Below are 21,224 nucleotides of genomic sequence, written 5' to 3'. Positions count from 1 at the left end.
GCCGCATAAGATCGAGCGCTCTAGCCTGGAGAGCGCCATGCGGCACAGAGACGACCACGCAGATCATGACCACGATCACCATGATCATCACCATGACAACCATTATTCGGACATGCAGGCGCGCGTGAAGGCGCTGGAAACGCTGCTGACGGAGAAGGGGCTGATCGATCCGGCGGCGATCGATGCGATTGTCGAAACCTATGAGACAAAGGTCGGGCCGCGCAATGGTGCGCGTGTCGTTGCGAAAGCCTGGAGCGATCCCGACTTTGCCGAATGGCTGAAGCGGGACGCGACGGCTGCGATTGCGAGCCTCGGTTATACTGGTCGGCAGGGCGAGCACATGCGCGCCGTCTTCAACACGGCTGACACGCATAACCTCATCGTCTGCACGCTTTGCTCCTGCTATCCGTGGTCGGTTCTCGGCCTGCCGCCGGTCTGGTACAAGGCTCCCGCCTATCGCTCGCGTGCCGTCATCGATCCGCGCGGCGTGCTGGCTGAATTCGGGGTGACGCTGCCTGAGAGCAAGAAGGTTCGCGTCTGGGATTCGACGGCGGAGCTGCGTTATCTCGTCATCCCCGAGCGGCCCGAGGGAACGGAGGGCATGGATGAGGAGGCGCTTGCCGATCTCGTCAGCCGCGATGCGATGATCGGCACTGCAATTGCGGGAAGCCCGAAAATTTCGGGTGCCGGCAACCCGGAGGTGGCCCGATGAACGGCCCACACGATCTCGGTGGCCAGATGGGCTTCGGCCCCGTCGCGCCGGAAGTCAACGAACCCTATTTTCATGCCGAATGGGAGAAGAGGGCGCTCGGCATCACGCTCTCCTGTGGCGCTTTTGGTGCCTGGACGATCGACGAGAGCCGGCATGCGCGCGAAAGCATTCCGCCGGCCGATTATCTTGCAGCAAGCTATTACGAGATCTGGATCCGCGGCATCGACATGCTTCTGGAGCGCCATGGCTTTGCGAGCCGCGAGGAATTGCTGTCCGGCTCCAAGCTGCAGGATGGCTCGGTGCCGAAGCGAGTGCTGAAGGCCGACATGGTCGCCGGCGTGCTCGCCAAGGGCGGGCCTTGCGACCGGCCTATCGAGGCGGCGCCGCTCTTCGTGGTCGGCGAAACTGTAAAGACCAAGAATTTCAATCCGGCCACCCATACCCGCCTGCCGCGCTATGCCCGCGCCAAGACCGGCACCATCGAGGCGGTGCAGGGCTCATTTGTCTTCCCCGATGACAATGCGCATGGCAAGGGCGAGAACCCGCAATGGCTCTATACCGTGGTCTTCGATGGTGGCGAGATCTGGGGCGAGGGGGCAGACCCGTCGCTGACGGTCTCGATCGATGCGTGGGAGAGCTATCTTGAGCGTGTGTGAGGTGCCGTCTCAACTGGCCCAATCGCCCAGCCTGCCGAAGTCACCGGAAGGTGATCCGGTTTTCCCGGAGCCCTGGGCTGCGGAGGCCTTCGCCATGACCGTGCATCTGCATGAGAAGGGGCTGTTTACCTGGAACGAATGGGCTGAGACCCTGTCGACGGAGCTGCACAAACCCGGCCGCGCCGAAGACGGCAGCGACTATTTCGACTGCTGGGTGGCTGCTCTTTCCGAACTGCTCGTCAGCCGCGGCGTTGCGGATGCCGCCGTGATCCTCGACCTGCAGAAGAGCTGGCAAAGGGCGGCGGAAGCAACGCCGCATGGCAGGCCGATCGAGCTTGCCAACGATCCCCAGCGCTGAGTTTCAGATGCGGTTCCCGCCTCAGGATGGGAACTGCCGGTAACATTCCTCCGCCACCTTGCGCAGCATGTCGCGAGAGATTTCGCCGGTGACAGCGTAGCCGAGTTCGCCGTCGATCCAATAGAAGGTTTCCACATCCTTGGCGGAGGCGAAGCGGAAGCTCGTCGTCCTGTTTTCCTTATTGCGGCCGACGATGACCGTCAGGCGCTCGCCGCCCTGATCCTCGTACATGAACATGGCACCCGGCCTGTCATCGACCGGTAGCAGGCGACCACCGACAAGGTGGAAGCCGAGGGATTTCAGGTCCGGAACCTTGAGATCGGGGATCGCCAGACGCTTGCCGAGCCAGGTCGCCAGATGGGCTTCCTCATTGGCGAAGACTTCGACCGGGTGGCGCACTTCGCTCGCATAGACAAGGAAGGCGGTTTCGGCCTGCTTCGGCAGGGTCTCGGATTCGGCAAGCTGTAACGGTGGGCGCTCAAAGAGCGGCGGGATGAAGCGGTCGCTGACGGCGCCAAGCGCAAAGAGGATCACGGCGGCTGCGGCGAATGCCGAGCGCAACTTCCAGGGGGAGGCTGGCTGGACTACCGATGTCACCATCCGGAGATCGGCATCGCGGCTCTTCTCATAGCCTGCAAAAAGCGACTTGATGCCGGCACTCTGCGTCTGCCAAGCGGCGACCATGGCCGCCTCCTCCGGGTTTTCCGCGAGGTAGGCTTCGACGCGGGCGCGGGCAGCTTCCGGCAATTGCCCGTCGGCGTAGGCGTGCAGGTCCGCTTCGGTCACGGCTCGATTGGTTTCGTTCATTTCGGTCTCCGAAGCGTAATCACGTTGTCGGCTTTCATATGTTCGCTCATGCGCTGGCGTGCGCGCGACAGGCGCGACATGACGGTGCCGATCGGGATCTCCAGCATGGCCGCGACTTCGTTGTAGCTGTAGCCTTCGATGACCACGAGCATCAGCACGGAGCGGTAGTCCTCCGACAGGCTGTTGAGAGCCTGTTCCAGCCGCAGGCGCTCTAGCGGATCGGCCTGGGTATCGGAATTGGCGATATCCTCGGCGGCATCGAGTTCGACCAGCCGGTCGCGGGGGCTTGCGCGGCGGGCGTTGCGGTAAAGGTTGGTCATCGTCGTGAGGACCCAGCCGCGCAGGTTGATGCCGCGCCACTGGCCGCGCCGGGCCAGGACCTTTTCCACGCAATCCTGAAGCAGATCCTCGCCTTCGGCATCCGAGCGGGTGAGGCTGCGGGAATAGCGGCGGAGCGAGGGGAGGAGGGCCAGGATCTGGCCCTCGAACGTATCGGGTGGGGGCGTCTTCACGCTGGCCTCATCAGGGCTTTGCGACATCCCAGGAACCGCCGACGCCATCGCCGGTGATATCGCCGGACTTCGTGTCCTTCACCCAGTAATAGAGCGGCATGCCGTCCTTGGCCCACTGCTTCTTTCCATCCTTGCGTTCGACGAGCGAGTATGCACCATCGGCCTTGGCGTCGCTAGCAGCGAGGAAGGGCGGCCAGTTGGTGGCGCACTTGTCGTAGCAGTTCGTGACGCCCTTTTCGTCCTTCTTGTAGGTGTAGAGGGTCATGCCCTTTTCGCCGGCGAGGACCTTGCCCTTGGCCGTTTCGACCTCGGTGACGGCGGGGGCGGCGTAGGCTGCAGTGGCGGTGGCAGCGACGACTGCAAGCACGGACAGGAATTTCACGGACTTCATGGTCTCTCTCCTCGGGTTAGGCACGCATTTTTGCGATACCGGACATGAGACACGTCAGGGCTTGGTTTTATTCCCGTCTGTTTTTCAAACGTCAGTTCGGATTGAAAACAACATGGCAGTCCCGTCCGGCCGCCTTGGCGCGATAGAGGGCGTTATCGACGTTACGCAGCAATTCGGCGCGGCGGCGGCCGCCCAGCGGAGCAAGTGCCGCACCGATGCTCAGGCGGGCGCGGATGATGTTCCCTTCAATGGTAAAGGGGCTGCGGAAGCTCGCGAGAAGACGTTCGGAGACGGCGACAAGCGCTTCGGTGCTCGGCGGGTTTGGAACGAAGATTGCGAATTCGTCGCCGCCCATGCGGATGACGATATCGCCGGAGCGGATGACCGAGCGAATGCGGCTTGCCGCTTCGCGCAGCACTTCGTCGCCGATATGATGGCCAAGCGTATCGTTGATCGACTTGAAGCCGTCCATGTCGAGATAGAGGGCGCCGAAGGTCTGGCCGGAGGCAAGGGCTGCTTCCAGCGCCCGGTCGACGATGGCATCGAGCGCCGATCGGTTGAGGAAGCCCGTCAGCGGATCGGTCATGGCGGCGGTGCGCAGGCTGTTTTCGGCAAGGCCCATGACGAAATTCGCCTTCTGCAGCCGCAGAAGCGCGCTGGCCACACGGGCGAAACGGCGAAGATTGGCGGCCTCCTGTTCGGTGAAGAGCCGCGGCTTCTGATCGAGGATGCAGAACGCGCCGATTGCCAGGTCGCTTTCAAGTTCCAGAGGTGCACCGGCATAAAAACGGAAATGCGGCGGGCCTGTCACGTAGGGTGCGGTGCTGAGTTCCGCATCCTGTTCCAAATCGGGAACGACGACCATGTCGTTGGCGAAGACGACGCGGGTGCAGAAGGAAAGGTCGCGCGGGCATTCGGAAAGCTGCATACCCGCTTCGCCGGCAATGCGCAGCCAGTCCTCATCGACGATGTTGACGGCGGCATAGGGCATTGCGAATGCATTCTTGGCGAGCTCGGCAAGTGCTGCAAGCTCCGGCGTCGGGCTGCTGCTGATGGCGCTCAGCGAGCGCACGGCAAGCAGTCGCTGCGGTTCGTTGACTGGAATTCGGATCGTCTGCCCCACTCGGATCTCCGTCTCTGTCAAAGACAGGGGATAGAAATGGCCCTATTGAAAATCTCGGCAAGGGCTAAAATTCACCAGCGTTAACTGGCAGTTGCCGCGGGCGGCGTCGCGGCGGGGCGCTGCCGATGACGCTAGCGAGGCTAGGCAGGGCGATGGAAAGGTTCTAGTGTCGGTTCGCTTGCGTGACTGGCGAGACAGATGGAGAACCATCGGGAAGCGCAGGCTGCCGCTGCCGCTCGCCTGGGCACCAAGATAGTAACTCCTGTAACCTGTGCCATGCCCCATGCAGAACCAGAATCCCCGCCTTATCGAAGCCCTTTCGCAACTTGATCAGCTCACCAATTGGGAACAACGCCCGCGCGGCGAAATGCGTGTCGGGCTTGAACCGATCCTCGATCTCTCCGCGCGTCTCGGCAATCCGCACCGCGCCTTCCGCTCGATCCATGTGGCAGGCACCAAGGGCAAAAGCTCGACCTGCGCGCTGCTGGAAGCAGGGCTACGCCATGCCGGCATTTCCGTCGGGCGCTATGCCTCGCCGCATGTGGAGCATATTTCCGAGCGCGTCAGCGTCAACGGCCAGCCGGTCGAGGAGGCCGTGCTAGCCGAGGCGCTGTTCCAGGGCCTTGATGCGCTCAGGGAAGCAAGGACGGAAGGGACGGCAGCCGAGGCTGCAACATGGTTCGACATACTGACAGCGGCGGGTTTCCTGATTTTTCGCGATGCGGGCGTTCAATGGGCCGTTGTCGAGACAGGGCTCGGCGGCCGGCTGGATTCGACCAATATCGTCGACAGCGATGTTTCGATCGTCACCAATATCGGCCTCGAACATACGGAGATCTTGGGCAAGACGCGGGCGGCGATTGCCTTCGAAAAGGCCGGCATCATCAAGCCGCATACGACTGTCGTGACACCGCTTGAAGCGGATGACGAGGCGGGGGCGGTGATAGCCAGGCGGGCGGCCGAGATCGATGCGCGTCTGATCCGGCCGGATCTTTCGCAAGCGTCGACGATTGCCGGGCGCAATGCCGCAGTCGCGGGTGCCGCGCTCGATGTGCTCGGTGAACTCGGCGTCAGGGCGCGCGAGGGCAAGGCGGTCGGCGGATGGCTTGTTGATGCCGAGGCCGAGCGGGAATCGCAGCTGCCGGGGCGGCTGGAGCGGTTTGCCGTGCCTGTACCTGTCCCTGTCCCGGGGCGTGCCGCGGCCAGCAATATTGCCGTTGCGCTCGACGGGGCACATGTGCCGTTCAATCTCGAAGCGGTGCTCGACGATCTCTCCGGCATGGAAGGATTTGCCGGATCGGGCATTGCTGTCGTGGCGATCGCGGCCGACAAGGATGCCGCGGGGCTTCTCGAGGTGATGGGCCGCCATGGCGTCTCGCCGATCTTCACCTCGGTCTCCGATCGTTTCCGTTCTCCTGCCGAATTGCAGAGGCTTGCCGGTCAGATCGGTCTCGCGAGCGAAGTGATCGAGGATCCGCAGACTGCCTATGAAAAGGCGCTCGAACGGGCAGCCAGCTCCGGCGCCTGGGTGATCCTGACGGGATCGCTCTATCTCGTCGGCCTGCTGCGCGAGCGGGTCATCAACGAGGCGGTGAAGAGCTAGCTCGCCTCAGGGAAAATTCCGCCTTGCCTATGCGAGGCGAATCCTGCCAAGTCGCTTCCATGCAATTCGCCCCGCAACAGGATGAAGCCCTGAAGGCCGTTTCGAACTGGCTGAAGGAGGGCAGGTCGCCGCTCTTCCGTCTGTTCGGCTATGCCGGAACGGGCAAGACGACGCTTGCCAAGCATTTTGCCGAGCATGTGGACGGAGATGTGCTGTTTGCCGCATTCACCGGCAAGGCCGCACAGGTACTGCGCTCGCGTGGGGCGTCGAACGCCAAGACCATCCACTCGCTGATCTATCGGCCGCGCGGCGAGGAAGAGGTGGAGGACGAGGAAACCGGCAAGACTTCGATCGCGCCGATGTTTTCCATCAATCGCCAGAGTCCGGTCGCCAAGGCTGCGCTGATCATCGTCGACGAATGCTCGATGGTGGACGAGGCGCTCGGCAAGGACCTGATGAGCTTCGGCACGCCGATCCTGGTGCTCGGTGATCCCGGCCAGCTGCCGCCGGTCACGGGCGGCGGTTTCTTCACAAACCAGGAACCGGATTATCTGTTGACGGACATCCACCGGCAGGCGCGCGACAATCCGATCATCAAGCTCGCCATGCAGGTGCGTGAGGGCAACGAGATCATGTATGGCGACTACGGCAAGGCGCAGGTGATCTCGAAGAACGAGGTGACGCAGCCGCTGGTGATGGATGCCGATCAGGTGCTTGTCGGCACAAACAAGACGCGGCGGCGCTATAACCAGCGCCTGCGGGAACTCAAGGGTTTTACGACCGAACATCCACAGACCGGCGACAAGCTGGTCTGCCTGCGCAACGACCCGGCAAAGGGCCTGCTCAACGGCTCGCTCTGGCAGGTCATGACCTCATCCAAGGAAACGACGAAGCCTGGCATCAATCTGCTGGTGCGCCCCGAAGATGACGACATGGAACGGGGGGCTGCCAAGATCAAGCTCCTGAAACAGGCCTTCGAGAATGTGGAAGGCGAGATCCCCTGGAACACGCGCAAGCGCTATGACGAGTTCGATTACGGCTATGCGCTGACGGTGCACAAGGCACAGGGTTCGCAGTGGAACAATGTCGTCTTGTTCGACGAAAGCTGGGCTTTCCGCGATACGCGCGAGCGCTGGCTTTACACCGCGATTACACGTGCAGCAGAAACGCTGACGATTGTCCGCTAAACTGGGCGTTCCCTAAAGTTTCGCGATCACGGTCGTGCGGGATGCGGTGGCGGCCGCAGCCGGTGTGGGGAGAATCAAGCCTGAACGATGCCGAGGAGAACCGCCTTGGCGATGGCCTGGAAGCGGTTGTTGGCATGGAATTTCAGAATGATGTTGGCTTCCAGTCCGCGCGCTTCCTCATGCTTGAGGTCGAGGGCGCGGGCAATGCGCTGTGTCGAATAGCCCTCTGACATCAGCTCCAGGCATTGTCGCTCCTGATCGGTCAGGCTTGCCGGATCCCTGTTGTCGTTGATCGGCGGCAAGTCGAGACTGCTGTCATATTCGAGAAGATCGCTCACCTGCTGTAACTGCCGGTGCAAGGTCGACATCTCGGCCGTCAGCTCGCGCTTGCGCTGGGAAAGGGCCTCGCGGAAGATCGACTCGGCCTCTTCCTGTGAGACTGCGCTGCGCAGAACCTCCATCAGCTCCTGGATGACCGCGATCGGCATGCCGGTTTCGCGGCAGACGGTGATGACCGCCATGCGCATGACGTCATCCTGATCGTAAACGCGCATCAGGCCGATGCGGTTTGCGGAAATCAGGCCCTTCTCTTCGTAGAAATGCAATGTCCTGTGCGTGACGCCGAAAGCGTTCGCCATGTCGGCGATGGCAACGGGACCTTGTGGAATATCCGGCGGCAAAGCAGCCGAAGGCAGGAACCGGTATTTCGACCGGGCCTCCGAAGCAATACCGGCGGCAGCAAACAAACGTTTGGAACCGTCTGGCATGAACCCTCCTGGGGCAGGTAGTTGCACCTCATGCGGCTTTGCCAGTTGCTTCCGGAGCGCGGCGAGTGGGGTTTCCTCTAGCGTTCTTATCGTTGGAAGAAGCAGTACTCGGCGTACTTGACTCGTTTACGCAGCGCCCACTTTATGCGCGGACGGTTTCTTTTGTAAGTGCTAAAAATAACCGTTTTTAAATGGGATAGCAATGTCAGGGCATCCCGGTCCACCTCTTGCTCGGGTGTGTGGTATAGAGGAACCACAGTGTTTTCCGCCGTTCACGAATGATCTTCGAAGGGAACGGAAATTACTGTTTCCGGTACGCTGATGATGCCGGCCGTCGTGGGAGACGTGGCCATCAAGGCCAGGCATGAATGCATACGCGAATCTGATTGGCCTTCGCTGCCGCCTTGGCTTAAAAGCAGGGCCAGTCCCCACCCCAGACGGATATCGCCATGCCCGCCAAACTCTCCGTGAACCTCAATGCAATCGCCATGCTGCGCAACCGGCGCGACCTGCCCTGGCCAAGCGTGGAGGGGCTCGGGCGCATCGCGCTGCAGGCCGGCGCTTCGGGCCTGACCGTGCATCCGCGGCCGGACCAGCGGCATATCCGCTTTTCCGACCTTCCCGTCATTCGCAACCTGATCGACGACGAGTTTCCGGAGGCCGAATTCAATATAGAGGGCTATCCGACGGAGGAATTCCTGGAGCTCTGCGCCAAGGCCCAGCCCGAGCAGGTGACGCTCGTGCCTGACGATCCTTCGCAGGCGACCTCCGATCACGGCTGGGATTTCCGCAAGCATCAGGCTTTCCTGACCGATGTGGTGGGACGGCTGAAGAAGATGGGATTCCGCGTTTCGCTTTTTGCCGATGGCGATGGCGACGCGGAGGCTGTGAAAGCCGCGAAAGCGACGGGTGCTGACCGAATCGAGCTTTACACTGGCCCCTATGGCGGCTGCTACGATGCGCCTGAAAGGGCGGGGCCGATCCTCGAAGGGCTCGGCAAGACGGCGGATGCGGCGCTTGCCCTCGGCCTTGCTGTCAATGGCGGCCATGACCTGACGGTGGACAACCTGCCAGCGCTGGTGAAGCGCATTCCCGATCTCGCCGAGGTTTCGATCGGCCACGGGCTGACGGCCGATGCGCTGGAATATGGCATGGCGGAAACGGTGCGCCGCTTCTGCCGGGCATGCGGCCAGAAAATCTGACAAGAAAGGCCCGCCCTCTGTGGATGAAAGGGCGGGCATTCGAGCGGCGCGCGTCCATTCGGACGCACAAAGGCCGCTCTTACGAAAATCGATTCCGATCTTCGGGCCTATGCTGCAGGCCGGCTCAGGCGATGAGAGCGGCCTTGTTTGCGATGAAGTAATCCTTCAGCGACTGCGGTTCCTTGCCCGTCAGCTTGGTGAAGTCATCGGTGACGATGTCGAACTTGCCAGCGCGGATATTGGCGTCGGCAGAGACGAGCATGTCGGCAACGAAGCCCGGCAGGCCGGCGCCGCGGAGGCCCTGGCCGAGCTGCTCGTCGGTCACGGTGACGACGTCCAGGGGCTTGCCGGTGGCCTCGGTGGCGATGGCGGCGATTTCCTTTGATGTCAGCGACTGCTTGCCGGTGAGCGTGTAGATGGCGCTTGCCGAGATGCCGGCTGCAAGAACCGAGGCAATGGCGAGCGCGCAGTCGTCACGCGAGATGGTCGAGATCTTGCCGTCACCCGCCGAGGTGAACCATTTTCCGGCCTGCAGATTGTGCGGCATGCTGTGCATGTAGTTGTCGTGATACCAGGCGTCGCGCACGATCGTGTAGGGGATGCCGCTTTCCTTGATGGCATTTTCGGTGCCGAGGTGGTCGGGCGCGAAGGTGACGAGCGAATTATCGGGGGCCGGCATCGAGGTGTAGGTGATGTGCTTGACCTTGGCCTTGACTGCGGCGGCGACGGCGGCCTTATGCTGGATCAGGCGCTTGCCGGGTGTGTCGAGTGCGTCAGTGCTGATGATCAGCAGGCGGTCGACGCCGGCAAAGGCGGCTTCGAGGCTGGCGGCATCATCGAAATCCGCCTTGCGGGTGACGACACCCTTGGCCGCGAGATCGGCGAGCTTTTCCGGGCTGCGGGTCGCGGCAATGATGTTTGCCGGAGCGACCTTGTAGCTTTCGATCAGGTGATGGACGACACGCCGGCCGAGCTGGCCTGCTGCGCCGGTGACGAGAATGGTTTCGCTCATGATATCCTCTTGTGGTTACAGGTGGTCTCAAAAAGAGAGTAACACTAGAATAGGAATTGACCTGATGCTGTAAAGGAGGCAGTTTTTGGGGAGTTCGTTACCAAAAGGGAACCAGCTCATGGCAGGAACCATCGTTAGCCTGAAGGATAGAACGCGCCAGTCGGCAGGACCTGCGGACGGGCAGGGCGGCGCGCGGCGCGAGATCGATCTTGCCAGTCTGGATTTCACCAATTGTCCGGTGCGGGATGTGTTGCAGCAGATCGGCGGCAAATGGTCGACCCTGCTTCTGGAGGCGCTCGCCAAGCAGCCCTATCGCTTCGGCGAGTTGCGCCGGATGATCCCGGATATTTCCCAGCGCATGCTCACCCAGTCGCTCCGTGACCTGCAGCGCGACGGCTATATCGAGCGGGAGGTTTTTCCGACGAAGCCGCCGAGCGTGGAATACCGGATGACCGATTTGGGCCGCTCGCTCTATACGGCGCTGTCGCAGCTTCTGAACTGGGCCGAAGCGAACCATGACGGAGTTCGTGCTGCCCGGCTTCGCTTCGACGCCGATGCTGTGTAGAGCGCAATTCCGGACGCAAAACCGCTGCACACTTTTGCTGGAATTGCTTTAGGGGATCAGGCGGACAAGCCGCCTGATCCTGAAATGATTACTTCTCGCGGCCTTCCGTCAGGAAGAACAGGAAGGCGACTGCCGGGAAGCAGAAGCCGATCCAGGCCGCCATCGTCCAGCCACCCGTTGCATAGGCCCAGCCGCCGAGCGCCGAACCGATGGCGCCGCCGGTGAAGAAGGTCGCCATGAAGAGGCCGTTCAAGCGGCCGCGATGTTCCGGGCTCAGCCCGTAGATGGCGCGCTGGCCGCAGACGAGATTGGTGGTCACGCCGAAATCCAGGAGGATCGCAGCAGCCGTCAGCAGGATGAGCGCCATCAGCGAGCCATCGGTGGCGAAGTGGCTGATGAGGAAGGAGCCCATGCCGAGCAGCATGGCGAGCGTGGATGCGACCTTCGTCATGCCGCGATCGGCCAGACGGCCGGCAATCGGCGAGGCAACGGCGCCGGCGGCACCGGCAAGCGCAAAGAGGGCGATGCCGCTCTGCGAGATGCCGAAGGCGGGGCTGGCGAGCAGCAGCGGCGCAGTCGTCCAGAACAGGCTGAAGGCGCCGAACATGCCGGCTTGATAGAGGGCGCGGCGCTGCAGGACGCGCGAGTTCACCGCCAGATGGCCCATGGAGGCCAGCAGCTCACCGTACCGCAGCTTGGTGTGGGGGACGCGGACCGGCAGGTTGGCGCGCAGCACGATGCCGAGGGCGATCATGACCGCTGCAGTGACGTAATAGACCATATGCCAGGACGAGGCTTGGGCAACGAGGCTCGCGAAGGGGCGGGCGAGCATGATGYCGCAGAGCAGGCCGCTCATGACATTGCCGACGACCTGGCCGCGCGTCGCGTCCGGCGCCATGCTGGCGGCGAAGGGGACGAGGACCTGCGCTGCGACCGAGGCGAGACCGATACAGAGCGAGGCCGTCAGGAACATGCCGGGCGTGGAGGAGAATGCCGCGCCGACGAGGGCAAGTGCGGAGCCGACAGTCAGCGTCAGGATGAGACGACGATTTTCGAAGAGGTCGGCAAGCGGCACCAGGAGCAGAAGGCCGAGACCGTAGCCTATCTGCGTGAGCGTGACGATGAGGCCAGTTGCGGCAGGCGAGAAACCGAGATCGGCGCTGATCAGGCCTGCCAGTGGCTGGCCGTAATAGAGGTTGGCGGCGACGAAGCCGCAGGAGGCTGCAAAAAGGAAGGTTAGCCAAGGGGATAGGGCGCGAGGCAAGGCCGCATCCTGAGTGGTGGCTGAAACGCTCATCAGAAACTCCAAGAGGCAATGATTGGGAGGATTGAATGCAATTTTATCGTTTGCCGCCACCCGATCCCTGACCGGATGACGGTATTTCTGTCATCAAGTTACGAGACGCATTGCGGCCTCGGCCGCAGCCATCATCTCTTTCTCTTCGCGTCCCGTCCTCCCGATGACGCGAAAGCCCTTCGTCAGGCAGAGAAATGTGAGGGCGGTAGTATCGGCATCCACGGTTGACGGGATCGTGCCATCGGCCTGGCCGATGCGGATGAGATCGGCCATCAGCTTTTCATCAGCGGAAAAGGCGGCGGCCACATGTTCCGCGGCTTCCTCGTCGAGCAGCGAAATGTCGTTTGCGCCACCGACGACGAGACAGCCCTTGAGGCCCGCTTCGCCGTGGGAAAGCTCGGCGTAATACAGGACCATCTGGAAGACCTTTTCGCGGCCCGTCTTTACGGATGCGATCTTCGCCTCCAGCCGGCCGCGGCCGAGCTGGYGATAGCGCCTGAAGGCGGCAAGAAAGATGCCGCGCTTATCCTTGAAAGCCTTGTAGACGCTGCCGGAGGCAAGGCCCATGGCTTCGGTCAATTCGCTGATGGAGGCGGCATGGTAGCCGCGCTCGGAGAACACGCGCAAAGCCGCATCGAGTGCCGAGTCCATGTCGAATTCGCGCGGGCGGCCGCGGCTGCGGGTTTTCGGGTCAGGTGTGAGGGTGTCAACGGTCATGGCGCCTAATTAGGGAATGACCGTTTCCAAATCAAGTAAAATTTCTGCCAGGCAGCAAAATCAGAGATCGAGCACCCAGGTCTGGCCGTTCGCTTCCGGGCCGAACATGCGATGTCTCTCTTCGGAGACAAGCCGGAAGCCGGCCTTCTGATAGATGGCACGGGCGGTGTGGAGGAAGTCGTTGGTCCAGAGCGAAATCTGCCGGTACCCCTTGCGTCGGGAGAAGGCGATGCACTCGTCGACGAGTTGCCTGCCGAGGCCGAGACCGCGGGCGGCCTTGTCGACATAGAGCAGGCGGAGCTTGGCAACGCCATCGCCACCATTGGTGATCAGCACGGAGCCGAGATTGATGCCGCCGCGATCGGCGATCCAGCAATATTCCATCTTGGGATCGAAACTGGCGAGGAACTTGCCGGCGACGTCAGCGACCAGCCCCTCGAAGCGCAGGTCCCAGCCATATTCCTCGGCATAGAAACGTCCCTGGCTCTGGACGATCCAGCCGATATCGCCGGCGCGATGCGGGCGGATGACGGGGGCTGCCGGTTTTGCCTGAGGATCGAGGATCGCGCGGATCGTTCGCATGGCGGCAATGGCGGCCTGCGGCTCGCCATCGGCGAGCGTATTGAAGCGGGCGGCGATCTGGGCGTTGGAGCGGCTGCCGAGCTCTTCGAACTGGGCGCGACCCCTGGCGGTGACAGTCAGAATCTGGCTGCGCTGATCGGCCGGATCGGGCGTTGCCTCAATGAAGTGTTCTTCGCGAAAGCGCTTGAGGATGCGGCTGAGATAGGCGGGATCGAGCTGCAGGTCGCGGGCGAGGACGCCGGCATTGACGCCATCATGGGCGCCGATCTCGAAGAGCACGCGCGCATCGGTCAGCGTGAAGGGGGTATCGAGATAGGCCTTGTTCAGAAGGCCGAGGAAGTTCGTATAGAAGCGATTGAATTCGCGGGCGGACTCGATGAGGGCAATATCGGTCATGGCAGGGTCTCCTACAGCATCGGCCCGAAAATCCGCTTCGATTTTCGGTAAGCCTGATGCGCAGATTCAAAGAGATAGAACGCCGTGCGTCAGAATGGACGCACGGTGTTCTATCGAAACCCTGGTGCTTTTATTTGACTGAGTCAACTAAATTGATGGCTCAGGCCGCGTCTTCTTCTTCGTTTGGGAGTTCTCCCTCGAACGCGAAATCGACAGCGGCGCGGGCGTGGATCGTCGTCGTGTCGAAGCCGGGCAGGGGCAGATGATCGGGATCGAGGATCAGGCAGATCTCGGTGCAGCCGAGGATGATGCCATCGGCACCCTTGGCGTGGGCGCGTTCGATCACGGCCATGAGTTTTTCCCGCGAGCTGTCGAGCACCTTGCCGGCGCAGAGCTCGTTGAAGATGATGTCATGGACGGTGGTGCGGTCGGCGGCATCAGGCACGACGATGTCGAGGCCGAGGCTCTTCATGCGCTCGGTATAGAAGCCGTGCTCCATCGTGTATCGCGTGGCGAGCAGCAATGGGCGCTTGCAGCCTGCTGCGTGAATCGTCTTCGCGGTCTCGTCGATGATGTGGATCAGCGGCACGGAGATATGTGTCGCAACCTCGGGCGCGATCAGATGCATCGTGTTGGTGCAGATCAGCACGCAATCGGCACCGGCAATCTGCAGGCGCAACGCAACATCGCCGAGGCGCGAGGCAGCCTTGTCCCAGGCGCCGGCCTTCTGCAGGGCAACGATCTCTTCGAAATTCACCGAATGCATGGTCAGTTCGGCAGAGGCTAGGCCGCCCAGGCGCTCACGCACCATTTCGTTGATGAGACGATAGTAAACTGCCGAACTTTCGAAGCTCATGCCGCCGATGAGGCCGATTGTTTTCATGGATGCTCGCTCCCTGGAGTGTTTTTTGATGTCCTGATGATGCTGCAGATCGGGCGCGATGTGTTTGCGTTGTTTGTTCTTTTGCATCGTTCTGTGCTATACTTTTGCACCATTTTCGATTTCTCTGCAAAATTTCAGCGTGGACTTTTCATGATCGACGATCGCGACAGGCGGATTCTCGATATCCTGCAAGAGAATGCAGGCATCTCCGTGACCGAGCTTGCCGAACAGGTGGCGCTTTCGGTTTCCGCCTGTTCGCGGCGCATCCAGCGGCTGGAAGAGACCGGCCATATCGCGCGGCGCATCGTCGTGCTCGATCGGGAGAAGATGGGCGTGCCGACGACGGTCTTCGCGCTTGTGAAGACCGCACATCATTCCGACGAGTGGACCGAGAGTTTTCGGCGGGCGATCAGCGATATCCCCGAGATCGTCGAGGCGCACCGGCTGACCGGCAACTACGATTACATTCTCAAGATCGTGCTGCCGCGCGTCGAGCACTACGACGTCATCTACAAGCGCATCGTACGCCGCATCGAGCTTTTCGATGTCTCTGCCTCGATCTCCATGGAACTGATGAAGAGCGGCACCTCCATACCTGTCTCCTATGCCTGAAGTCGTGGGCAGGCATGCTGAAACGGCGGTTGAATCCTTCCTGCGAAAGGCGACATTTGCTGCAGCGAAATGACGAAAGGGTAGGGTCATGAGCGAACATCATGTCGTCGTTGTCGGCGGCGGCTTCGGCGGGCTGCAGCTCGTCAACGGGTTGAAGGGGGCGGGCGTGAAGATCACGCTGATCGATCGGCGCAACCATCATCTCTTTCAGCCGCTTCTCTATCAGGTGGCAACCACGATCCTGTCCACTTCCGAGATCGCCTGGCCGATCCGCCATCTCTATGCCGACCGGCCCGAGGTGACGACGCTGCTCGGCGAGGTCAATGGCGTCGATGCACAGGCAAAGACCGTTACGCTGCGCAGCGGCATGGTGCTGAACTACGACACGCTGGTGCTGGCGACCGGCGCCACGCATGCCTATTTCGGCCATGATGAATGGGAACCGGTCGCACCCGGCCTGAAGACGCTGGAAGATGCGACGACGATCCGCCGCCGCGTGCTGCTTGCTTTCGAGCGGGCGGAAGTGGAAAGCGATCCTGCGGTGCGCGATGCGCTCCTGACCTTTTCCATCGTCGGCGCAGGCCCGACTGGTGTCGAGCTTGCCGGCATTATTGCGGAGCTCGCGCATTTCACGCTGCCCAAGGAATTCCGCAATATCGATACGCGCAAGACCCGTGTCGTGCTGATCGAGGCAGGCCCGCGCGTGCTGCCTGCCTTTGCAGAGGATCTCTCGGCCTATGCGCGGAAGGCGCTCGAAAAACTCGGTGTCGAGGTGCTGACGGGAACGCCGGTGACACAGTGCACGGCCGATGGCGTAACCATGGGTGAGGCCTTCATTCCGAGCCGGACCATCGTGTGGGCGGCGGGCGTGCAGGCCTCGCATGCGGCGCTCTGGCTTGGCGTGCCGGCCGACCGGGCAGGGCGCACCATCGTCGAAAAGGATCTGACGGCACCGGGCCTGCGGGATGTCTTCGTGATCGGTGACACCGCCTCCGTAACCCAGGAGAATGGCAAGCCGGTGCCGGGTATTGCGCCGGCTGCCAAGCAGCAGGGCGGTTATGTCGCGAAGGTGATCCGGGCGCGCATGTCCGGCAAACCCGCGCCTGCACCATTCAAATATTTCCATCAGGGGAGCCTGGCAACGATCGGCAAGAGTGCGGCGATCATCGATTTCGGCCCTTTCAAGCTCAAGGGCTGGCTTGCCTGGTGGATCTGGGGTCTTGCCCATATTTACTTCCTGATCGGCACCCGCTCGCGTTTCAGCGTCGCCTGGAACTGGTTCTGGATCTATATGAGCGGCCAGCACAGCGCCCGGCTGATCACCCAGCGCGAGACGATGCGCGACGACGGCTAGCAAAAGGCGCACCCGGTCGCGACAGCCGGCGCTGACGAAATATCGTCCACTCCGGCTGGATACGGATGTTCCCGGGCTATCCGGAAATTGCGCGGCCGTAGGGGCATGACTGTACGTGTCGCAAGGGCGGGAATTCTATCCCGCCCGTTCATACCGGCTTATTGCCAGCTGCCGTTGGGCAGGCGGCCGTGATAGGGCGTGTCGCGGCAATGTCCCCACGGGCCGAGCCAGTAGCCGGGAGGGCAGGGGTTGGCTTCGACCGGCGGATAGTACGGAGGGGGATAATAGGGCGCTGCATAGCCCGGGCGGGCGGCCAGGCCAAAGGCGGCGCCAGTCGCAAGGCCCAAGCCATACCAGCCGGCATTGTTCCAGCCGCGCCAATGATCGATGAAGACGGCTGCAGGCCCGGAGGCGCCGGCAAGGCTTCCTTCCAGCACTGAAACGTCGAAAGTCAGCGTCGTGCCCTCAAGCTTGGGCGATTTCAGCGTGACGACAGCATCGGCAATGTTTGAGCCACCGCCGAGGACGGAGACCGTGGCATTGGGTGGATCCGCATCGAAATTGTCAGGTCCGGTCCCCCATTGCTTGACGAGTTCGTCCGTTGCCAGATGGCCGGCTGCCCGGACGGGCCGGTCTGCGAAGATGATGGCGTTTGAGGAGACGCCCGTCAGGGTCAGCTTGTCTCCTTCAAGCTTTGCGCCATCCGAATTGACGACGATCAGCGATGCGACCGGTCCCTGGCGACTGACCTGGCCGATAGTCTTCTCGAGCGGAACATGCGGCTTCGGGGCTGCGTCCTGAGCGAGAGCGCTGCCGCCGAGGAGCGTTAGAGTAGCTGCAAGCAACAGTTCGGTCGTTGATGTGCGTGTCATCGATACCTTCCTTATGGGGATGCTGATTGCCACTGGTCGATGCGGTAGCCGCCTAGCCGCCACCATGCTCGGCGGCATAGGCGATGCCTGCCTGCACTTCGGCCATGGCCTGCTCGATGAGGCCGACGGCCCGCTCCTTGTGCCCGCCCTTGTTGGGAGTGGCGCGACGCAAGGCAGCGAGGGCGTTTTCGAGGGCACGCATCGCCGCGTCCATATTGCCCTGGTTAGCCATGACAGGTGAGGCCGCAAGCGTTGCCGCCGGTCCGGCAGCCAAGGCGACGCCCATTCCGGCAAGGAGATTTCGGCGTGCGAGAATGAGTTCAGGCATGTCATTTCCTTTCGCTGCGGTTGGGTTGTCTATTCGGAGGCGGTCAGTGTCACCCGGAGCACGCCGGTTGCGATGTTGATGCCGGTTTCGCCGTCAACGGAAAGCGGCTGCAGAGAGAAAGACTGATCATTGCCGCCGACGAGCGCATTGGCCCCGACGCCGACGCCCACGGATGCGCCTGCGCCGACGCCGACATATTTGCCGGCAAGCGCGCCTTTCGGGACGCCGCGCATTGCGGATGCGACACCCCAGATCAGATGGCCCTGATCCACCTTGCCAAGCTCGATGCCATATTCATCGATGCTGCCGGTGTAGTTTTCGGGCTGTCCGCCATCGGGCTTGAACTGACAATTGAGTGACTGCTTGCGGCTCAATATCTCTCCGACGCCCTTCGAGACGTCGCAGGAGAGGATGCCGATCTTTGCAACATCGGCATGGCCCGGCCCTGCAGTCGCGGCCAGCATGGCCACGACAAGCATTATTTCACCGGTGCTTTTCGAGATATTCATGATGAAGTCCCCTTTTCCATCAAGTTGCGACAAGGCAGGACGCGCAGCTACTGTCACGCAGGCTGGCCGTCGTAGGGAGTGCTGCGGCAATGTCCCTACAGGCAATGCGAGAAAGTAAAGGTACGACGGAGGTCTAGATCGTCGTTTTGAGCATCGGTCTTCTGAAGTTGCAGATATGCGAAATCGACGGCTCGACGTATATACGCGGCCGGATGCTACTACGGATACTTCAATTATATCCGCCCATTACTGACTACTTTATGAGGCATCGCGAACATACATTGGCTTTGATATGCCGAAATATGCCTGAGCGACATAATGAGTCGTAAATGGAACATTTATCCAAGCAGTTACTTATTGCGCGCGCTGGATAGACTTGGGGAGTTCGGTCTTTGGGAAGAGCTGGTTGTGATCTTCCCATCGCTGAAGCCTCAGCGAGAATGCGTGGGGGGAACGGGGAGAATATCGCGTTCGGGGCGGATGATCCGGCATTCGCTCATGCCGCCGCATCCATCTCCAGGGGCAGAGACTGTCGGCCAGTTACTCTGACGATGCTGTCGCCATCAGTGCAGGATCCGGACATGAAAAGGGCGGCTTGAGAGCCGCCCTTTTGTTTCATCAGGCTGCCAGCGAGGCGATGTCGATGACGAAGCGGTAGCGCACATCGCTCTTCAGCACGCGCTCATAGGCCTCGTTGACCTGCTGGATGTTGATCTTCTCGATTTCGGAGACGATGTTGTGCTCGCCGCAGAAGTCGAGCATTTCCTGGGTTTCCTTGATCGAGCCGATCATCGAGCCGGAAATGCTCTTGCGGCCGGGGACCAGCGAGAAGGCGTGGACCGGGATCGCATTTTCCGGAACGCCGACCACGACGAAGGCGCCGTCAACCTTGACGAGACCGAGATAGGCGTTCCAGTCGATCTCGGCGCTGACAGTGCAGATGACGAGGTCGAAGGCGCCGCGGAGCTTGGTGAAGGTTTCCGGGTCGTTGGTGGCGTAGTATTCCTTGGCGCCGAGCTTCAGGCCGTCTTCCTTCTTGGACAGCGTCTGGGAGAGCACGGTGATATCGGCACCCATGGCCGCACCGAGCTTGACGCCCATATGGCCGAGGCCGCCCATGCCGACGATCGCGACCTTCTTGCCGGGGCCGGCATTCCAGTGGCGCAGCGGCGAATAGAGCGTGATGCCGGCGCAAAGCAGCGGTGCGGATGCATCGAGCGGAAGGTTGTCCGGGATGGACATGACATAGCCTTCCTTGACGACGATCGAGTCGGAATAGCCGCCCTGGGTGCGGGTCTTGCCGTCGGCTTCGAACTCGTTATAGGTGCCGACCAGGCCCGGCATGTACTGTTCGCGGTCGACGTCGCGGGTGGCGCAGCCGACGCAGGAATCGACGAAGCAGCCGACGCCGACGCGGTCGCCGACCTTGAACTTCGTTACTTTGGAACCGACAGCCCTGACGATGCCGGCAATCTCATGGCCCGGAACGATCGGGTAGACGGCGTTCTTCCATTCGTTGCGGACAGTGTGGATGTCCGAATGGCAGATGCCGGCAAACTTGATGTCGATGACGACATCATCCTCGTTAGGATCGCGGCGTTCGAAGGTAAAAGGGGTCAGCGGCTTGGAAGCGTCAGTTGCGGCGTAACCTCTGGCAATAGGCATGGGTGCCTTCCTTTCCAATGTGGGAGGGTGGGGTGAAAGGGGGTGGCTGAACTATTGCGCGGAACCTTGCAGCAGCGTTAGAGCGATACTCTCAGCTTTTTGCACGATCCTGCAAAAGTGAGCCGGCCACCTGTTTGCGAAATGGAAAAGCAGTCTTAAATTGGGATCAGATCGCAGGCCTGAGACAGAAAGAGTTGCCGCATGACATTGCCCTTCAACCCCTATCGGGAAATCGTCGATATCGCGATGCGGTTTGCGCCTGGTGACGGTGAGTTTCGTACATCCATCGGCAATCTTCACATCAGCCGCCGCTCCAATCCCAGCGATCCGCTGCACAGCAGCTACAAGCCCTGCTTTGCCTTTGTGCTGCAGGGCGCCAAGAGCCTGCGCCTTGGCGATGAGTTCATCAGCTACGGAACCGGGGATTATCTGCTGACCTCGCTCGACCTGCCGGTTGCCTGGCGCATCGCCGAGGCCAGCCCCGAGGTGCCGCATCTCTGTCTCGGGCTCGCAATCGATTCCGAGAAGCTGCTTGAGCTCTTGAGCCGCATCGACATTCCGCGTCCGGCCGCCCATACCGACGGGCAGCGCGGCATGACGGTCAACGTCGCGCCGCCGGAGCTTCTGGATGCTGCCGTGCGCCTGCTGCGCTTGCTCGATCGTCCAGGCGAAATTCCGGCCATGGCGCCGCTGATCGAGCAGGAAATCCTTTATCGCATCCTGACCGGCCCCGATGGCGAACGGCTGATCAATATTGCGACGGYCGACAGCCACAGCAACCGGATCGCGCGCGCCGTTGCCTGGCTGAAGGAGAATTTCGCCCGGCCGCTGCGCATCGAGGAGTTGGCAGAGCATGTCAGCATGAGCGCGTCGTCGTTTCACCATCACTTCAAGTCGGTGACGGCGATGACGCCGATGCAGTATCAGAAGCAGCTTCGCCTGCACGAGGCGCGCCGGCTGATGCTGGTGGAACGGCTCGATGCCGGCACTGCCGGCCACCGCGTCGGCTATCAGAGCCCGTCGCAATTCAGCCGTGAGTATAGCCGCCTCTATGGCGCGTCGCCGTCGCGCGATGTCGACGGCGCGCGGGAGGTCATGGCAGCAGCCGAGTAAG

General features: G+C 61.6%; 24 protein-coding genes and 1 riboswitch. Of the genes, 10 read left to right on the top strand and 14 right to left on the bottom strand.

Annotation, left to right across the window (positions count from 1 at the left end; translation table 11 throughout):
* The first annotated feature begins 37 nt into the window (after window positions 1-37).
* Genes nthA through AC1DF8_RS02165 form a run of 3 tightly spaced genes read left to right on the top strand, consistent with a single transcriptional unit; the run spans window position 38 to window position 1,726 of the window.
* Window positions 38-712, top strand: a complete 675-nt coding sequence (nthA, locus tag AC1DF8_RS02175) for a nitrile hydratase subunit alpha (protein ID WP_113115152.1) — start codon at window positions 38-40, stop codon at window positions 710-712.
* Window positions 709-1,368, top strand: coding sequence for a nitrile hydratase subunit beta (gene nthB, locus AC1DF8_RS02170; protein WP_113115151.1), 660 nt, complete (start codon window positions 709-711; stop codon window positions 1,366-1,368). The genes nthA and nthB overlap by 4 nt, the downstream gene beginning before the upstream one ends.
* The gene (locus tag AC1DF8_RS02165) at window positions 1,355-1,726 is read left to right on the top strand and encodes a nitrile hydratase accessory protein (protein ID WP_113115150.1); all 372 of its coding nucleotides are present in this window, start codon (window positions 1,355-1,357) and stop codon (window positions 1,724-1,726) included. Before nthB ends, AC1DF8_RS02165 begins: the two co-directional genes overlap by 14 nt.
* Before the next feature lie 21 nt (window positions 1,727-1,747).
* On the opposite strand, the gene AC1DF8_RS02160 is transcribed toward AC1DF8_RS02165, so the two are convergent.
* The 4 genes from AC1DF8_RS02160 to AC1DF8_RS02145 form a co-directional block, all read right to left on the bottom strand.
* Window positions 1,748-2,533 (bottom strand): anti-sigma factor family protein, encoded by a 786-nt coding sequence (locus AC1DF8_RS02160; protein WP_113115149.1) that lies wholly within the window; start codon window positions 2,531-2,533, stop codon window positions 1,748-1,750.
* Window positions 2,530-3,045, bottom strand: coding sequence for an RNA polymerase sigma factor (locus AC1DF8_RS02155; protein WP_113115328.1), 516 nt, complete (start codon window positions 3,043-3,045; stop codon window positions 2,530-2,532). Before AC1DF8_RS02155 ends, AC1DF8_RS02160 begins: the two co-directional genes overlap by 4 nt.
* A gap of 10 nt (window positions 3,046-3,055) precedes the next feature.
* Entirely contained in the window at window positions 3,056-3,436 is a 381-nt protein-coding gene (locus tag AC1DF8_RS02150) for a COG4315 family predicted lipoprotein (RefSeq protein WP_113115148.1), read from the bottom strand.
* 91 nt (window positions 3,437-3,527) lie between these two features.
* The gene (locus AC1DF8_RS02145; protein ID WP_477994866.1) at window positions 3,528-4,559 is read right to left on the bottom strand and encodes a sensor domain-containing diguanylate cyclase; all 1,032 of its coding nucleotides are present in this window, start codon (window positions 4,557-4,559) and stop codon (window positions 3,528-3,530) included.
* A 172-nt stretch (window positions 4,560-4,731) separates the two neighbouring features.
* Window positions 4,732-4,812, top strand: a riboswitch (ZMP/ZTP riboswitch).
* A gap of 30 nt (window positions 4,813-4,842) precedes the next feature.
* Between AC1DF8_RS02145 and AC1DF8_RS02140 the strand changes: the two genes are divergently transcribed.
* Both AC1DF8_RS02140 and AC1DF8_RS02135 read left to right on the top strand, forming a co-directional pair.
* The gene (locus AC1DF8_RS02140) at window positions 4,843-6,162 is read left to right on the top strand and encodes a Mur ligase family protein (protein ID WP_113115146.1); all 1,320 of its coding nucleotides are present in this window, start codon (window positions 4,843-4,845) and stop codon (window positions 6,160-6,162) included.
* Window positions 6,163-6,221: 59 nt separating this feature from the next.
* Window positions 6,222-7,349, top strand: coding sequence for an ATP-dependent DNA helicase (locus AC1DF8_RS02135; protein WP_113115327.1), 1,128 nt, complete (start codon window positions 6,222-6,224; stop codon window positions 7,347-7,349).
* 74 nt (window positions 7,350-7,423) lie between these two features.
* Here the strand turns inward: AC1DF8_RS02135 and AC1DF8_RS02130 are convergent, their stop codons facing one another.
* The gene (locus AC1DF8_RS02130) at window positions 7,424-8,116 is read right to left on the bottom strand and encodes a MerR family transcriptional regulator (protein WP_018115643.1); all 693 of its coding nucleotides are present in this window, start codon (window positions 8,114-8,116) and stop codon (window positions 7,424-7,426) included.
* Window positions 8,117-8,565: 449 nt separating this feature from the next.
* Here AC1DF8_RS02130 and AC1DF8_RS02125 point away from each other — a divergent pair, with 449 nt between their 5' ends.
* Window positions 8,566-9,318 (top strand): pyridoxine 5'-phosphate synthase, encoded by a 753-nt coding sequence (locus AC1DF8_RS02125; RefSeq protein WP_018115642.1) that lies wholly within the window; start codon window positions 8,566-8,568, stop codon window positions 9,316-9,318.
* A gap of 124 nt (window positions 9,319-9,442) precedes the next feature.
* On the opposite strand, the gene AC1DF8_RS02120 is transcribed toward AC1DF8_RS02125, so the two are convergent.
* Window positions 9,443-10,330, bottom strand: coding sequence for an SDR family oxidoreductase (locus tag AC1DF8_RS02120; protein ID WP_477994865.1), 888 nt, complete (start codon window positions 10,328-10,330; stop codon window positions 9,443-9,445).
* A gap of 118 nt (window positions 10,331-10,448) precedes the next feature.
* On the opposite strand from AC1DF8_RS02120, the gene AC1DF8_RS02115 reads away from it, so the two are divergent.
* Window positions 10,449-10,895, top strand: coding sequence for a winged helix-turn-helix transcriptional regulator (locus tag AC1DF8_RS02115; RefSeq protein ID WP_112969306.1), 447 nt, complete (start codon window positions 10,449-10,451; stop codon window positions 10,893-10,895).
* A gap of 88 nt (window positions 10,896-10,983) precedes the next feature.
* On the opposite strand, the gene AC1DF8_RS02110 is transcribed toward AC1DF8_RS02115, so the two are convergent.
* The 4 genes from AC1DF8_RS02110 to AC1DF8_RS02095 form a co-directional block, all read right to left on the bottom strand.
* The gene (locus AC1DF8_RS02110; protein WP_477994864.1) at window positions 10,984-12,192 is read right to left on the bottom strand and encodes an MFS transporter; all 1,209 of its coding nucleotides are present in this window, start codon (window positions 12,190-12,192) and stop codon (window positions 10,984-10,986) included.
* A gap of 93 nt (window positions 12,193-12,285) precedes the next feature.
* A complete protein-coding gene (locus AC1DF8_RS02105) occupies window positions 12,286-12,909 on the bottom strand; it encodes a TetR/AcrR family transcriptional regulator (protein WP_477994863.1) in 624 nt (207 codons plus the stop codon).
* Window positions 12,910-12,969: 60 nt separating this feature from the next.
* A complete protein-coding gene (locus AC1DF8_RS02100; protein WP_477994862.1) occupies window positions 12,970-13,887 on the bottom strand; it encodes a bifunctional helix-turn-helix transcriptional regulator/GNAT family N-acetyltransferase in 918 nt (305 codons plus the stop codon).
* A 160-nt stretch (window positions 13,888-14,047) separates the two neighbouring features.
* Entirely contained in the window at window positions 14,048-14,770 is a 723-nt protein-coding gene (locus AC1DF8_RS02095) for an aspartate/glutamate racemase family protein (RefSeq protein WP_112546784.1), read from the bottom strand.
* A gap of 150 nt (window positions 14,771-14,920) precedes the next feature.
* Between AC1DF8_RS02095 and AC1DF8_RS02090 the strand changes: the two genes are divergently transcribed.
* On the top strand, window positions 14,921-15,382 hold the full coding sequence (locus AC1DF8_RS02090) for an Lrp/AsnC family transcriptional regulator (RefSeq protein WP_029616542.1): 462 nt from the start codon (window positions 14,921-14,923) through the stop codon (window positions 15,380-15,382).
* A gap of 88 nt (window positions 15,383-15,470) precedes the next feature.
* On the top strand, window positions 15,471-16,736 hold the full coding sequence (locus tag AC1DF8_RS02085; RefSeq protein WP_018115634.1) for an NAD(P)/FAD-dependent oxidoreductase: 1,266 nt from the start codon (window positions 15,471-15,473) through the stop codon (window positions 16,734-16,736).
* Between the two features lie 158 nt (window positions 16,737-16,894).
* Here the strand turns inward: AC1DF8_RS02085 and AC1DF8_RS02080 are convergent, their stop codons facing one another.
* The 4 genes from AC1DF8_RS02080 to AC1DF8_RS02065 all read right to left on the bottom strand — a co-directional run bounded on the left by AC1DF8_RS02080 (window position 16,895) and on the right by AC1DF8_RS02065 (window position 20,110).
* Window positions 16,895-17,608: a hypothetical protein gene (locus AC1DF8_RS02080; protein ID WP_477994861.1), complete on the bottom strand. Its 714-nt coding sequence runs from the start codon at window positions 17,606-17,608 to the stop codon at window positions 16,895-16,897.
* Between the two features lie 52 nt (window positions 17,609-17,660).
* Window positions 17,661-17,936: a hypothetical protein gene (locus AC1DF8_RS02075; protein ID WP_477994860.1), complete on the bottom strand. Its 276-nt coding sequence runs from the start codon at window positions 17,934-17,936 to the stop codon at window positions 17,661-17,663.
* A gap of 29 nt (window positions 17,937-17,965) precedes the next feature.
* A complete protein-coding gene (locus AC1DF8_RS02070; protein ID WP_477994859.1) occupies window positions 17,966-18,445 on the bottom strand; it encodes a DUF992 domain-containing protein in 480 nt (159 codons plus the stop codon).
* Between the two features lie 618 nt (window positions 18,446-19,063).
* Window positions 19,064-20,110, bottom strand: a complete 1,047-nt coding sequence (locus AC1DF8_RS02065; RefSeq protein WP_018115630.1) for an NAD(P)-dependent alcohol dehydrogenase — start codon at window positions 20,108-20,110, stop codon at window positions 19,064-19,066.
* Between the two features lie 201 nt (window positions 20,111-20,311).
* On the opposite strand from AC1DF8_RS02065, the gene AC1DF8_RS02060 reads away from it, so the two are divergent.
* On the top strand, window positions 20,312-21,223 hold the full coding sequence (locus AC1DF8_RS02060; protein ID WP_477994858.1) for an AraC family transcriptional regulator: 912 nt from the start codon (window positions 20,312-20,314) through the stop codon (window positions 21,221-21,223).
* Window position 21,224: the final 1 nt, after the last annotated feature.

This window comes from Rhizobium sp. 05N49, from assembly GCF_056396805.1.
Note: the sequence above shows the minus strand (reverse complement) of the source record. Positions and strands in the feature narration are given on the sequence as shown.

Bases quoted from the DNA above. Each gene is read 5' to 3' on its own strand.
- AC1DF8_RS02085 (WP_018115634.1), top strand. From the start codon at position 15,471: ATGAGCGAACATCATGTCGTCGTTGTCGGCGGCGGCTTCGGCGGGCTG.
- AC1DF8_RS02150 (WP_113115148.1), bottom strand. From the start codon at position 3,436: ATGAAGTCCGTGAAATTCCTGTCCGTGCTTGCAGTCGTCGCTGCCACC.
- nthB (WP_113115151.1), top strand. From the start codon at position 709: ATGAACGGCCCACACGATCTCGGTGGCCAGATGGGCTTCGGCCCCGTC.
- AC1DF8_RS02070 (WP_477994859.1), bottom strand. From the start codon at position 18,445: ATGAATATCTCGAAAAGCACCGGTGAAATAATGCTTGTCGTGGCCATG.
- AC1DF8_RS02140 (WP_113115146.1), top strand. From the start codon at position 4,843: ATGCAGAACCAGAATCCCCGCCTTATCGAAGCCCTTTCGCAACTTGAT.
- AC1DF8_RS02135 (WP_113115327.1), top strand. From the start codon at position 6,222: ATGCAATTCGCCCCGCAACAGGATGAAGCCCTGAAGGCCGTTTCGAAC.
- AC1DF8_RS02065 (WP_018115630.1), bottom strand. From the start codon at position 20,110: ATGCCTATTGCCAGAGGTTACGCCGCAACTGACGCTTCCAAGCCGCTG.
- AC1DF8_RS02130 (WP_018115643.1), bottom strand. From the start codon at position 8,116: ATGCCAGACGGTTCCAAACGTTTGTTTGCTGCCGCCGGTATTGCTTCG.
- AC1DF8_RS02075 (WP_477994860.1), bottom strand. From the start codon at position 17,936: ATGCCTGAACTCATTCTCGCACGCCGAAATCTCCTTGCCGGAATGGGC.
- AC1DF8_RS02160 (WP_113115149.1), bottom strand. From the start codon at position 2,533: ATGAACGAAACCAATCGAGCCGTGACCGAAGCGGACCTGCACGCCTAC.
- nthA (WP_113115152.1), top strand. From the start codon at position 38: ATGCGGCACAGAGACGACCACGCAGATCATGACCACGATCACCATGAT.
- AC1DF8_RS02125 (WP_018115642.1), top strand. From the start codon at position 8,566: ATGCCCGCCAAACTCTCCGTGAACCTCAATGCAATCGCCATGCTGCGC.
- AC1DF8_RS02095 (WP_112546784.1), bottom strand. From the start codon at position 14,770: ATGAAAACAATCGGCCTCATCGGCGGCATGAGCTTCGAAAGTTCGGCA.
- AC1DF8_RS02090 (WP_029616542.1), top strand. From the start codon at position 14,921: ATGATCGACGATCGCGACAGGCGGATTCTCGATATCCTGCAAGAGAAT.
- AC1DF8_RS02080 (WP_477994861.1), bottom strand. From the start codon at position 17,608: ATGACACGCACATCAACGACCGAACTGTTGCTTGCAGCTACTCTAACG.
- AC1DF8_RS02115 (WP_112969306.1), top strand. From the start codon at position 10,449: ATGGCAGGAACCATCGTTAGCCTGAAGGATAGAACGCGCCAGTCGGCA.
- AC1DF8_RS02120 (WP_477994865.1), bottom strand. From the start codon at position 10,330: ATGAGCGAAACCATTCTCGTCACCGGCGCAGCAGGCCAGCTCGGCCGG.
- AC1DF8_RS02100 (WP_477994862.1), bottom strand. From the start codon at position 13,887: ATGACCGATATTGCCCTCATCGAGTCCGCCCGCGAATTCAATCGCTTC.